Origin of the sequence: Nocardiopsis alborubida (assembly GCF_012396365.1) — a bacterium.
In the GTDB taxonomy this organism is placed as follows: Bacteria; Actinomycetota; Actinomycetes; order Streptosporangiales; family Streptosporangiaceae; genus Nocardiopsis; species Nocardiopsis alborubida.
Window position 1 is genome coordinate 43,425 of the sequence record NZ_JAAXPG010000001.1, and the last position, 13,304, is coordinate 56,728.

The window sequence follows — 13,304 nt, forward strand, 5'->3', positions numbered from 1 at the left end:
CAAGCAACGGTGCGAGGCCACGACCTCCTCCTGGGTTACCCGCTCACAGAGACAGGAACCGCTATGACCGAGAATCCGCTCGTGTCCCGTCTGGGGGACGTCACCGCGCTGCTCGCCAGAGCCGTGGTCGGCGTCGTCTTCATCGCGCACGGCTGGCCGAAGATGTCCAGCCTCGAAGGCACCGCCCAGGGCTTCGCGTCCATGGGGATACCCTTCCCGCAGTTCGCCGCGCTCCTGGGCGCGAGCATCGAGGTGGGCGCCGGGCTGGCCCTCATCATCGGGTTCGCCCTGCCGCTGGCCGGACTCCTCCTGGCCCTCATGATGGCCGGTGCCTACTTCTTCGCCCACGTCGGAGACCCGCTGGTCGGCGGCTTCGAACTCGTGCTGGTCCTCGGCGCCGCAGCCCTGGCCCTCGGGTTCGCGGGCGGCCGCCTCTCCGTGGACCGCCTCATGCCGTGGGGACGCCCCCGCCGCCGGACCCCTGAACCGGTACCGGCCTCCTGACCAGTGCGTCCGGGCCGCCCGCCGCCGGAGGCGGACGGCCCGGGTGCCGCGCACCCCTTTTTCTTAACTTGTTTATCCAAATTCACTTTCCCCTCATAAAGAACAACCAACTCTTTCGCTCTCCTTCGCGACAACGGATCTTCATGAACGACAGGTAGAATTCGGTGCACCCGAAACACTGAGCGGGACCGTGCTCGGGCCCGCCCCGTGTGCCCCGCCCGCCGAACGGGAGCGCCGTGTCCCACCTGGCCCCCCGCCCCCTCGCCCCCGACTGGCAGTTGCGCGTCACCGACCGCGGCGGCACGGCCCTGCACGGAGCCGCGGTACTGGTCGCACCCGGATACGCGATCACCTGCGCGCACGTCGTCAGTGAGGCCGTCGCCGGGTCCGGCGCCCCCGCCGGGCCCGGCAGCGCCGTACGCCTGGACGCCCCGCGCGGCCTCCCGGGCTGGGAGGCCGCCGCCACGGTCGCCGCGGACGGCTGGTGGTGGGAGGGCTCCGCGCCCTGGGACGCGGCGGTGCTGCGCCTGGACCGGCCCGCACCGGCCCCTCCCGCCGCCCCCGGGCGCTACCGCGTCGGCGACCGGGTCCGCGTCCTCGGCTTCCCCCGCGCCGAGAACGGACTCTGGGTGACCGGGCGGACCACCGGAACCGGGGGCAGCCGATTCGGCTACGTCCAGATCGACGTCGACTCCCGGGCGGGGTTCACCGTCCTGCCGGGCTTCAGCGGCAGCGGTGTCCGAGAGGAGAGGGGGAACGCCCTCCTCGGCCTGCTCTGCGAGGCGACCGGCAGCGGCAGGGCGGGCTGGATGATTCCGATGGAGGCGATCCCCCGGGTGTGGCCGACCGAGCGGACCGCCGCGGACGCGGCGGCGAACGGCGGGCGGGAGGCGCTCACGCGTACCGCCCAGGCGATGACCGACCTGCGCACGCTGCTCCTGCCCGACCTGCGCCTGGACCTGTACGTCGCGCTCGACCCCCGGCTGCGCCGCAGGCTCCGCGCCGACCAGGACCTGCTCTCCTTCGCCACTCAGCTGGTCTCCCTCGCCCACGGTGAGTACGGACTCCTCGACGAGGTGCTCGCCCTCCTCGACGCGAGGGAGGACGGGGGAGCGGGGATGCTCCGGGTCCGCGAGGCCGCGGCCCCGCTCCTGGGGAGTCCGCCCGGGTGAGCGAGACGACGGCCACGGCTGGGGACCAGGCCCCGACCGGGGGACGACCGCCACCGGACGGCGGCCGGTTCCTCCCGGAGGACGCCGGACGGCCGGTCCCGGCCGACGGCGGGGTGGAGGAACTGGTCGACGCCCTGTGCGCGCTCAGGTGCGTCCTCCTCCCGGACGCCCGCGAGCAGCTGGCCTACCAGCTGCCGACCCGGGTCCGCCGAAACCTGCGGCTGGAGGGCTCGGCGGTCGAGTTCGCCCGCCACCTGGTCCACCTCTGCCGGGAGCAGGTGCGCCTGGGCTGCCTCGTGCGCTGGATCCTCTACCTGGAGGAGCACGGCCGCAGCTCGCTGGCGGCGGCCCGGGCCGCGGAGCCGCTGGTCCACGCCGAGGAGTGGGAGCAGCTGTGCCGCCTCCTGCCCGAGGGGACCACCGACGCCGACGTCGGCCTCGTCCGCCGGGAACTGGGGGAACACCCCCCGGAACTGGTCGCGGAGGCCTTCGAGGCAGCCCGGACCGACCGGCTCGCCCCGGCCGAGGCGCCGCCGCACACGGCCTGGGACCGGCTCGTGGACCTGGCCGAGATGACCGTGCCCGAGGGCGCCGAACTCCCGCTGCGGGTGTTCTGCGCCCTGTTGCCCTGCGCCGTCCCGCTGCGCGACTGCGCCGACCTGCTCCTGCTCTGGGGCGGCGGGCGGCGGGAGGGCGCGGCCGCCCCGCCGGGGCCGCGCGCGCCCGCCCGGCTCGTCGTGCACGTCACCCAGGGCGAGAGCAGGGACCGCTACGACGTCGAGTACTGGACGGTGCTCAGCGAGAGGCGGGGCAGGGCCCCGGACTTCTGCGGCCACGGACACACCCCCCACATGGAGGCCGAACGCATCGGCGCCCACGTCGGGGGCCTGCTCACCCTGTTGGAGGTGGACCACCGCACGGGGTACCACGAGGGCGTGCGGGTCGAGCTGGTCGGACGGCTGGACCTGCTCCGCCGCCTGGAGGCCGAGCGCTGGCAGGAGGCCGGGGAGGGTGACCGCAGGCTCGGCTCCCGGGCCCAGGTGGTCTACCGGGCGGAGGAACTGGTGGACTCCGCGCGCGGCGACACCGCGCAGGCCCGGCGGACCTGCGCCCGCCGGTGGGAGGGGCTCGCGAGCGCGTGCGAGGTGCTGCACCTGGACACCGCGCACGAGGCCGGGAAGAGGAGGCGCAGGGGCGGGCGGACCTACCGCGAGCCCCTGGCCGAACGGCTCCAGGACGACAGGATCGTCGTCCTCTCCGTTCCCTCACATCTAGACGAATGCCACATGTCGGTCTGGTCGGCGCTCATGATCGGAGTTCCGGTCGTGGTTTGGCGTTCCGCCGATAATGGTCCGGGGGCAAGTCCGTGGCTCAATCTGGGAAAGGTGGGGCGGGAGGTGGCAGTGTCACCTGAAAGAATACGGGAGCTTCCCAAGGCGCTCCACCAATCGCGTTCCGGATGCGTTTCCCCGGACGATACCGGGTACATCGAAGAAAGCTTCGAGGTCGCCGTCTTCTACCACGACACCCTTCCGGTTCTGCCCGCTCCCAGACCGATGACCCCCCCACAGCATCCGACAGCCCCCCTTGGGCGCGGCTCGAAGGGCCTGCCATGACCACACCAGCCGAACCCGGACCGACCAGCTCCGCGCCGGAGTGGTGGGTCTTCCACGGCACAGGTCAGCCCCGCCCGCACCTGGACCTCGCCGCCCAGCTCCCCCCGCCTCCCCGGTGGCGCGCCTACGGCGGCGGGCAGGACCCCACCGGAAGCGGCGCGGACCCCCCGCTCTACGACCCGGGGCCGCGGGCCGCCGAGCCCGCCGCCGAGAGCGAGCGCCACCTGGGTCCCGTCCGTCCCTGGAACTTCCCCGTTCCCCTGGGACCGCACCGCCGCCAGCTGCTGGACAAGGTCAACGCGGCCATCTGCCTGCGCCGACCGCTGCTGCTGGTGGGCCCGCCCGGGGTCGGCAAGTCCAGCCTCGCCCACCAGATCTCCCGTGAGCTGGGCCTGGGCCGCGTCCTGCGCTGGGCCGTCACCAGCCGCAGCACCGTGCGCGACGGCCTGTACGCCTACGACCCCCTCACCCAGATCCACGACCTCAACCTGGAGAACGCCCGCAACCGGGCCCGGGGCGCCCGGGACCGCCGCTACGCGAGCGCCGGCGGCACCGAGGCCGACGCCCACCTGCGCAGCAGCGCCGAGTCGATCGGCCGCTACCTCACCCTGGGGCCCCTGGGCACCGCCTTCCTGCCCACCCGGCTGCCCCGGGTGCTCCTGGTCGACGACTTCGACCTGGGCGACTTCGACCTGCCCGGCGACCTGCTCGACCTGTTCGAGAACGGCGGCTACACCGTCCCCGAACTGGGCAGGCTCGCCAACGTGGCCGGGGCGATCCCGGTGGCCACCGACGACCCCGGCCGCACGGCGGTGGTCGAACGCGGCGAGGTCCTGTGCTCGGCCTTCCCCGTCACGGTGGTGACCTGCAACGACGACCGGGACCTGCCGCCCGCCTTCCTGCGCCGCTGCATCCCGGTGCGGATGGGGCTGCCGGACGAGGACGAGCTGGTGGCCGCCGTGGCCGGGCACTTCGACGGCGACCCGCCCACCGGTACGCGGACCCTGGTCACCGAGTTCCTGCGCAGGAGCGCCGAGGGCCACGGACTCGCCGTGGACCAGCTGCTCAACGCCGTGCACCTGGTCGGCGCCATGGGACAGGGCGAGCCCGGTCCCGAACAGGTCCGCCACCTCTGCGACCTGCTCTGGCACCGCCTCACGGAAACCCCGGGATGAGCCCCGCGCACCAGCCGGGGGACGACCGCCCCCGGGGCTCCGGCGACCGGTCGGGCGGTTCCCCGGGGGGCCTCACCCCCACGGAGTGGGCGGACGCGCTCCACCTGGCGGCTCTCCAGGCGCGTGCCGAGGCCGCGCGCCGCGAACGGCCGGTCTTCCCCGCGCCGCCCGCCGACGGGCGGCCGCCCGGGGAGGCCTCCGCCTCCGGCACGCCCCCGGGGGAGGCCGGGCTCCGCGCGGACGCGCCGGGGAGCGCGGAACCCTGCCCGCCGCCCGGCACGGACACCGGTACCGCCCGGCCCCCGGGGCTCCCCGACGGCGGGGCCGCGGCCGCCGGCAGCGGCCCCGCCACCGGGCACGACCCGCGTGAGCGGCCCCCGGACCCGCCACCCGGCCGGGAGCGGACACCTCCGCGGGAGCGCCGGGACCCGGGAGACGGCAGGCCGCCGACGGAGCCCCACGGGTTCGTCCAGCCGGTCCTGCACCGGCGCCAGGAGCTGGTCGCGGCGCTGGGGCCCTTCCACCTCACCGAGCCCCGGGGGCGGCCGGACGGCATCGACCCGGAGGGCACCGCGCGCAACTACGCGCGCGCTCTCCTGGACAGCCTCCACTGGCCCGAGGACGAGCGCGAGGACGTCGGCGTCCCGGTGGTGCCGCGGCCGCGAGCGCGTCGTGAGCGGGTGGCGGACCTCACCCTCCTCGTCGACGACGGCGTCACCATGGCCTTCCAGCGCGGCCTGGCCGCCGAGTTCGTCCGGCTCGCGCGCTCCGGCGGGATCTTCCGCGAGGTCGCCTCCCTGTACTTCGACTCCGGGCGCACCGGCAGCCCCAGGCTGCGCGACGGGCACGGACGCCCCGGCCGCCTCGGCGGGGGCCGCGCGCACGTGGTCCTGTTCCTCACCGACGGGCTCGGCGGCGCCTGGCGCGACCGCGGGTTCCAGGACTGGGTCGCCGCGGCCGCGGGCCGCGGCGCGGTCGCGATCCTCCACCTGCTCCAGCCCCGCCTGTGGCGGCGCGGCGGCATCGCCACCGCCCCCATGGAGCTGGGCGCGCCCGGGGCCGCCGGCCCCTGTGCCGCGAACACGCGGTACGCGCGGGAGCGCACGCTGACCGATCCGGAGGAGGAGGGGCGCGCGCAGGGGGCGCTCGTGCCCGTGCTGCCGCTGGACCCCCGAACGATCCGGGACTGGGCGGTCTTCGCGATGGGACGGGGCCGCGGGCGCCTGTGGGCGCACACCGCGCGGTTCCCCGCGGGGGAGGACCCCGCCCCCGCCGAGGCGCCGGACGCGTGGGATCCCGGGTTCGACGCCGAACGGGAGGCGCGGCGCTTCCGGCAGCTGGCCAGTCCCGAGGCGTTCGACCTGGCGGTGGCCCTGGCCGCCGTGCCGCTGGACCCGCGCCTGGTGGAGGCGGTCTGCGAGGACGTGCTCGGCCGCGCCACGCCCTCGGAGCTGACGGAGGTCTTCTTCAGCGGGCTGGTGCGCGGGGCCGGCGGCCGGGAGGAGGACGGGCCGGTCGGGTGGGACTTCCGCCCGGGGGTCCGGCGGGCCCTGCTGTCACTGGGCGGCCGGGTCTCCGACATCCGCCGGGTGCTCGGCCTGGCGGCGGAGCGCCTGCGGTGGGTGGACCCCTGGTTCGACGCCCTGCGCCTCATGCTGCGGGGCAGGCACGACGACCTCCCGAAAAGGACGCGGGTGTCCCACCACTGGGCCAATTCCATGCTCCCCGCGGTGGAGAGCGCGGCCCTCACCCGGCGTTACGCCGAACCGATCAGGGAATACGCCGACATCTCCGGGACGGGTGCGACCCGCGGTGCGCAGGAAACGCAGGAGGCGGGTACGCCGTCGCCCGCTGGTCTAGTATTACCGAAGGTTTCCGGATCTGCGCGTGTGGGCGGGAACAACGGCTGGAAGGCGCGGAACAGAACACCCTTTTCTGAACGGTCGGGGAAAGAAACTCATATGGCCACAAAACTGTCAAATGAGGATATTATGCAAGAATCTGGCGACCAGTCCAGCGGTCGTACGTCCCGATCGTCCACGAGTGGCCGACCGCTCAACGCGGTCTGGGTCCAGGTTCCGCGCCGCAACAGCGCCTTCACCGGGCGCGAGGAACTCCTCTCCGCGCTGCGGGGACAGCTCCTCAAGGGAAGGCGCCAGGTCATCACCGCCCTGAACGGGATGTCGGGGGTCGGCAAGACCGAGCTCGCCAAGGAGTACCTGTACCGGTACGCGTCCGACTACGACCTCATCTGCTGGATCCCCGCGGCCCACAGCAACCAGCTGCGGGAGAGCTTCTCCGTCCTCGCGTCCAGGCTCAGGCTGGACAGCGCGGGCGCGGGCAGCGGACACGTCCTGGAGAACGTCCTGGAGGCGCTGCGCCAGGGTGTGGAATACCCGCGCTGGCTCCTCGTCTTCGACAACGCGCAGGCCCGGTCCGAACTGGATCAGTATCTTCCTGTCGGGGGCGAGGGCCACGTGATCATCACTTCTCGGGACTCCAGCTGGACGGTGCGGGGCGGCGACGCCTACCTCTCCGTCCGCGAGTTCGACCGGGCCGAGAGCATCGAGCTGCTGAAACGGCGCGGACCCGCGTCGCTGTCCGACGAGGAGGCCGACCAGCTGGCGCACGAGCTGGGCGACCTGCCGCTGGCCCTCAACCAGGCCGCCGTGTGGCTGCACGAGAGCGGGATGGCCACCGAGGAGTACCTGCGCCAGTTCGCGGAGAAGAGCCAGGAGATGCTCGACCTCCTGCGCCCGGTGGACAGCGCCTACCCGGTGGCCGTCGCCGCCGCCTGGAACGTGTCCCTGGACCGGCTGGCCACCACCAACCCGGCGGCGCTCCAGCTGCTCCAGCTCTGCTCCTTCATGGCGACGGCACCCATCCCCCGGACGCTGTTCAACTTCGCCCGGGGCATCGAGGGCCCCGCGGAGCTGCGCGGAGCCCTGGAGGACCCGGCCAGGCTCGGCATGGCGATCCGCGACATCGGGCGCAACAGCCTCGCCCACATCGACCACCAGCGCAACACCGTCTCCCTGCACCGGCTGGTGCAGCGCGCCGTACAGGCGCCGATGAGCGACGAGGAGCGCGAGGAGATGCGCCACTGCGCCCACCAGCTGCTGGGCCGCAACGACCTCCAGGTGGTGGACGTGGACGCCTCGCAGCGCTACACCGAACTGCTGCCGCACGTGTGGGCCTCCGAGCTGTGGAACTGCACCGACCCCTGGGCGCGCAACCTGGTGGTGCAGACGTGCCGGGTCGCGACGCTGCGCCAGGAGTTCGACGACGCCCGCCGCCTGGGCGAGACCGCCCACGAGTGGTGGCGCCTGCAACTGGGCGAGAACCACCCCTCCACCCTGGGCATGGCGATCCAGATCTCCACGGCGATGCGCGGGCAGGGCTACCTGGAGCAGGCGCTCGCGCTGTGCGAGTCCACCCTGGGCACCCTGCGCGAGACACAGAACCCCGAGGACCCCGAGACCCTGGAGGCGGAGATCGAGCACATCCGCACCCTGCGCTTCCTGGGCCGGTTCCGCGACTCGCTGACGGCGGCGGCCGACGCCTACCACCGCCGGGTGCGCCTCTTCGGAGAGGACGACCCGCACACCCTGGTCACCGCCCACTTCCGCGCCTTCAACCTCCTGCTCAGCGGTGACCCGGAAGCCGCCACCGACCAGTACCGCGACACGCTGGCACGGCTGGAGGCCGTCTTCGGCCCGGACCACCCGCGCACCCTCGGCACCAACAACGGCTACGCCGAGGCGCTGATGGAGAAGGGCCGCTACCGGGAGGCCGAGGAGATCCAGGCCCACCAGGTCGAGCGGGCCATCGGCCTGATCGGGGAGGACGACAACCGCGTCCTGCGCAACCAGCGGACGCTGGCCGTCATGCGCCGGCGCGTCGGCCACCACCGGGAGGCGCTCGTCCTGTCGGAGCGCGCCTGGCAGCGATTCCGGGTCAAGCACGGCGTGGACGACAACGAGACCATGTACGCCGCTCTGGTGCACTCGATGTCCCTGAGCGCGGTCAACCAGCACGACGAGGCGCTGGAGCTGGCCCAGACCACCGGGGAGCGCTACGTCAAGCTCCTGGGCGAACGCCACCCCTACGTGGGCGCGGCCGACGTCAACCGGGCGATCATCCTGCGCCGCCTGGGCAGGGCTGCCGAGGCCCGCCAGTTGGACGAGCGCTCGCTGGAGCTGTTCCTGGACCGGCTCGGCACCCATCACCCCAGCACCCTGGCCTGCCTGGTGAACCTGGCCAACGACCACTTCCTCATGGGCGACGCGGCCGGCGCCCGGGAACGGGACGAGGAGGCGCTGCGCGGCTGCGAGGAGGCGCTGGGGGCCGCGCATCCGCTGACCCTGCTGGCCCGCCGCAACCTGCTCGTGGACCGCAGGGCCCAGGGCGAGGACGTCGACGCCGGGTTCGTCGCCGTGGAGGACGGCTACCGCGAGGTGATGGGGTCGGACCACCCCGCCACGCTCAGTCTCCGCAGGACCGTGCGCGGGGACGCCGACATCTACCTCGCCCAGATGTGACCGGTCGCGGTCCGGGGCGCACTCCCCGGACCGTTCGCGCCGTTCGCGCCGTTCAGCGGTGCCCGGCGAGCCGGAGCAGCGCGACCCACTGGTGCGCGGGCAGGGCGAGCGCCGCGTGGGCGGGGTGCGCGGAGTCGCGTAGGCCGACCTTCCTCGGCGGGTCCAGGACGGCCTCGACGCAGTCGCCGTTGCCGCCACCGCTGTAGCTCGACTTCCGCCACCGACCGGGTTCGTGTCCCAGCCCTCTCACGGGCACTCCCGTCCGCTCTGTCCCCGCTGGTTGTCGCTACGCACGCGGCGGCCTCGATTCTCTCAGTTCCACCATTGGTCGCTCCTGTTTCCCGAGCAGTTCTGAAAGTGCGATCGGGTCCGACTCCGGTTCAGTTATGTATTCGGTTGGTGACAGGGGCCGACTTGTACATGCCCACTGGAGTGGTATTCATGTTGTCCGGGCGCGGCCGTTCTCCGGATAGTCCGTAAAAAGAAGCGAATGATACGCCGGGAAGCGGTTCCGCTTCGGTTGGGGCGCGCCGGACCCGTGCTGTGCCCGGCGGGGGAGGCGCCAGCGCGGTCCCCTCTCGGTCCGGCGCGCGCAAAGCCTGTGCCCGCAAGGGATGCGGGGTCGGTGCCGTTCGGTGCGCGGGGGCGGTCTCCTCCCGGGAAGCGCCGTTGGGCGCGCCCGCCGGGGAGGGGCCGTGGGGCGAGGGGGCGATTACCGTGACTCCCCGGTCCGGGAAAAGCGCGTGCGGGAAAAGGGTGTCCGCGGTTGGCCCGTGACCCCGATCCCTTTTCGTTCCCGTTGCGGCTCGGGGTCCGGGTGTTGCGCCCGGGGCGGCCCGATTTGCGTTCGCCGTGTGCGCTCCAGGGGAAGCGGGTGCCCCGGTGCGGACGCCATTTCGACCGAGGTGTTATGGCCGCGGGAATGGTGGCCGGACCCCGGGCCGCCCGGATCCCCGCGCCGCCGACGGGCGGCGAACGCCCCCCGCAGGGGAGGGATGAACGGTGCCCGGTGCCGGGGCGCGTTCCGGCGGAGTGCCGTGACCGGGGCGAACACTGCCTAACATGCTGGACATGCGCATTCTCGTGGTCGAGGACGACGACCGGGTCGCCCGTGGACTGGTGACCGCCCTGCGGGCGGCGTCCTTCGACGTCCAGAGGGTCGCCACCGCCGAACGGGCCCTGAGCGCCCCGCCCGCCGACGTCGTCCTCCTCGACCTCGGCCTTCCCGACGCCGACGGCATCGACCTGCTCCGCAAGCTCCGGGACCGCCCGCAGACCGCCATCATCGCCGTCACGGCCCGCGGCGAGGAGCGCGACCGGGTGCGCGGCCTGCGGGCCGGCGCCGACGACTACGTGGTCAAGCCCTTCGGCGTCGCCGAACTCCTCGCCCGCATCGACGCGGTCCTGCGCCGCACCCGCGCCGCGCGGGCCGAGGCCGAGGAGGAGGAGCCCGCGCTCAGGATCGGCGAGCTCACCGTCGACCCGGGCTCCCGCGCGGCCAGCGTCGGCGGCGCGGAGCTCCAGCTGACCCGCAAGGAGTTCGACCTGCTCGCCCTCCTGGCCTCCCGTTCCCCGTCGGTGGTCGCCCGCGACCAGATCCTCGACCAGGTCTGGGGCACGGCCTGGGAGACCTCCTCCAGGACCCTGGACACCCACATCGGCTCGCTGCGGGCCAAGCTCGGCCACGCCGTGCAGATCCGCACCGTGCGCGGTGTCGGCTACCTCCTCGACCGGTTCTGAACCCGTGCTCCGCAGACTGCTCACCATCCTGCTCCCCGCCGCGTTCGTCCTGGTCGCCTCGGCGGTCATCCCCCTGGGGACGGTCATCGCCCAGCAGCTCACCCAGGAGGTCTACGTCGACCGCCTGGGGGACGCGGGACGCTTCGCCGCCCTGGCCCGCACCGCCCTGGAGGCCGACCGCCCGGAGGCGCTCCTCCAGGAGATGGGCCGCTACGAGGCGCTCTACGGCATCCCGGTGGTCGTGGTCGCCACCGACGGCGGGATCATCGCCGGGTCGGGCAGCGCGGCGCACCAGCGCGACGTGCTCGCGGAACTGGGCTCACCGGAGACCCTCACCATCGCCCTGGCCGGGGAGCGCCCCGCCCCTCCGACCACCGTCTGGCCCTGGGAGCCCGACCCCCTCGTGGTCGCCGAGCCCATCGGACGCGACAGCGAGGTGACCGGTGCGGTCATCGTCGCCGCCCCCACCGACCAGCTCGGCGCCGACATCCTCGGTTCCTGGGGATGGCTCGCCCTGCTCAGCCTGGTGCCCCTGGCGCTCCTGGTGGCGGCCTCGCTGCCGCTGTCGCGCTGGGTCCTGCGCCCCATCGGCCGGCTCGACGCCGCGACCACCGCCGTCGCCTCGGGGGACCTGGACGTGCGGGTGGACGCCGAGCAGGGCCCTCCGGAGCTGCGCCGCCTCACCGAGTCCTTCAACACGATGGTCGACGTGGTGCGCAGGGCCCTGGAACGCCAGCGCTCCTTCGTCTCCGACGCCTCCCACCAGCTGCGCAACCCCCTGGCGAGCCTGCGCCTGGCGGTGGAGAACCTCGCTCCCTACCTGAGTTCGGAGGAGGCCCGGGAGGCGCACGCCGTGGCCGTGGACGAGACCACGGTCATGCACCGGATGCTCAACTCCCTGCTGGCCGCGACGCGCCTGGAGAGCGTCACGGGCACCGAGGCCGTGGACGTCCCCGAGCTGCTGCAGACCCGGGTGGAGCGCTGGCGCGCCCTGGGAGACGCCCGGGGGATCACCGTGACCGTGGACGTCCCCGCCGGGCTGCGGGTGTACGCCCCGGCCGGGGGGCTGGGCAGCATCCTCGACGAACTGGTGAGCAACGCCCTGCGCCTGTCCGGGGGGACCCGGGTACAGGTGCGGGGCTCCGCGGGCGACCCCGCGCGGATCAGCGTGCTCGACGACGGGGAGGGGCTCCCGGAGGAGGAGCGCGGCGCCGCCCTGGACCGCTTCTGGCGCTCGTCCCGCCAGCAGAACACCGAGGGGACCGGTATGGGGCTGGCGATCGTCTCCGACCTGGTCCGCGAGGCCGGAGGGACGCTGGCGCTGGGCGAGGGCCTGCCCGGCGAGCGGCCCGGCTTCGGCGTGACCATCACGCTGCCGCCCGCGGAATGAGCCTCACGAGGGCTTGTTGTCCCGGTACCAGCGCGCGGCCCCGGGGTGGAGGGGGACCACGCCGGTCGAGATGCCGGTGCGCACGTTGATCTGCGCCGCCTCGGGGCGGGATTCGGCGATCCGCGCGGCGCCGGTGTAGACGGTGTCGGCGACGACGTGGGCCAGGTCGTCCGGCAGGTCGGCCGCGCACAGCAGCAGGTTCGGGATGGACATGGTGGGGCAGGCGGGCACGCCCTCGTAGGTGGTCGCCGGGACGGTGGCGGGGAAGTACCTCTCGGGGTGGGCCTCGGCCATGGCCGACGCGACGTCCCCGAGGTCGACCAGTCGCGTCGCGTGCTCGCGGGCCAGGTCGGCGACCGCGGGCGTGGGCAGCCCCGTCAGGGAGAACATCGCGTCGATCTCCCCGCGTCCCAGGGCGTCGGCGGAGGCCGCCTGGTCCAGGCGCACGTCCTCCATCGCCAGCCCGGTCTCCTCGATGATCCGCGCCACGGTGAACTCGGTGCCGGAGTTGACCGCGCCCACCGAGACGCGGCGGCCCTCCAGGTCGGACAGGGAGCGCACGGGGGAGGCGTCCAGGACCGCCAGGTGCAGGAAGCTGTCGTAGAGGCGACCGATCGCGCGGAAGGGGCCGGCGTCGGCCACCTCGTCGCCCAGGACCGCGTCGAGGCTGGTCAGGCCCAGGTGGGCCTCGCCCGCGTCGATGAGCAGCAGGTTGTCGTGCGAGGCGCCGGTCTCGACGGTCCCCACCCGGGTGCCGGGGAGCCGGGCGTCCAGCAGGGCCGCGATCTCCGCGCCGATCTCCCGGTAGACGGCCCCGGCCGGGCCCGTGGCCACGACGAGCGACTCCGGGGCGGGAGAGGGATCGCGCCACGCGCAACCGCCCAGCGCGACCGCGGCGAGCGCGCCCGCGGCCCCCCTCAGGGCGGTGCGCCGGTTCGGTCCATGCATACCCGCAGCTTAGGCCAGGAGAGCGGCGGTCCAGGCCCGCCGGTCACACCTCGCGGATGCTCACTGTGTGCCCCCGTGGGCCCACTCACGGTTCCGAAATGTCAGAGGATTCTCAAATCTTCGTTGAGACTTTGAGCACGCGCGAGAGAGACCCACACCATCGCTGTATCAATTCGGGGTAATCGGGGAGAAACCCGACGGTAAGACCAGTGTCACTC

9 protein-coding genes are annotated in these 13,304 nt (G+C 73.7%); 7 read left to right on the forward strand and 2 right to left on the reverse strand.

Going from position 1 to position 13,304, the window contains the following annotated elements; genetic code table 11:
- Nucleotides 1-63 precede the first annotated feature (63 nt).
- The 5 genes from HGB44_RS00225 (at nt 64) to fxsT (ending at nt 9,008) form a co-directional block, all read left to right on the forward strand.
- Complete coding sequence (locus HGB44_RS00225; protein WP_061081050.1) at nt 64-504, forward strand: DoxX family protein; 441 nt, start codon at nt 64-66, stop codon at nt 502-504.
- A gap of 236 nt (nt 505-740) precedes the next feature.
- Entirely contained in the window at nt 741-1,676 is a 936-nt protein-coding gene (locus HGB44_RS00230; RefSeq protein ID WP_061081051.1) for a trypsin-like peptidase domain-containing protein, read from the forward strand.
- Complete coding sequence (locus tag HGB44_RS00235; protein ID WP_231972471.1) at nt 1,673-3,292, forward strand: hypothetical protein; 1,620 nt, start codon at nt 1,673-1,675, stop codon at nt 3,290-3,292. Before HGB44_RS00230 ends, HGB44_RS00235 begins: the two co-directional genes overlap by 4 nt.
- Entirely contained in the window at nt 3,289-4,467 is a 1,179-nt protein-coding gene (locus HGB44_RS00240) for an AAA family ATPase (protein WP_061081052.1), read from the forward strand. The genes HGB44_RS00235 and HGB44_RS00240 overlap by 4 nt, the downstream gene beginning before the upstream one ends.
- Nucleotides 4,464-9,008 carry an FxSxx-COOH system tetratricopeptide repeat protein gene (fxsT, locus tag HGB44_RS00245; protein ID WP_061081053.1) on the forward strand — a complete coding sequence of 1,515 codons (4,545 nt, stop codon included), beginning with the start codon at nt 4,464-4,466 and terminating at the stop codon, nt 9,006-9,008. The genes HGB44_RS00240 and fxsT overlap by 4 nt, the downstream gene beginning before the upstream one ends.
- Before the next feature lie 52 nt (nt 9,009-9,060).
- On the opposite strand, the gene HGB44_RS00250 is transcribed toward fxsT, so the two are convergent.
- Complete coding sequence (locus HGB44_RS00250) at nt 9,061-9,258, reverse strand: DUF397 domain-containing protein (RefSeq protein ID WP_061081054.1); 198 nt, start codon at nt 9,256-9,258, stop codon at nt 9,061-9,063.
- A gap of 812 nt (nt 9,259-10,070) precedes the next feature.
- Here HGB44_RS00250 and HGB44_RS00255 point away from each other — a divergent pair.
- Nucleotides 10,071-10,748: a response regulator transcription factor gene (locus HGB44_RS00255; RefSeq protein ID WP_061081055.1), complete on the forward strand. Its 678-nt coding sequence runs from the start codon at nt 10,071-10,073 to the stop codon at nt 10,746-10,748.
- A 4-nt stretch (nt 10,749-10,752) separates the two neighbouring features.
- Nucleotides 10,753-12,138, forward strand: coding sequence for a sensor histidine kinase (locus HGB44_RS00260; protein ID WP_061081056.1), 1,386 nt, complete (start codon nt 10,753-10,755; stop codon nt 12,136-12,138).
- A 3-nt stretch (nt 12,139-12,141) separates the two neighbouring features.
- Here the strand turns inward: HGB44_RS00260 and HGB44_RS00265 are convergent, their stop codons facing one another.
- Complete coding sequence (locus HGB44_RS00265) at nt 12,142-13,086, reverse strand: TAXI family TRAP transporter solute-binding subunit (RefSeq protein WP_061081057.1); 945 nt, start codon at nt 13,084-13,086, stop codon at nt 12,142-12,144.
- Nucleotides 13,087-13,304 lie beyond the last annotated feature (218 nt).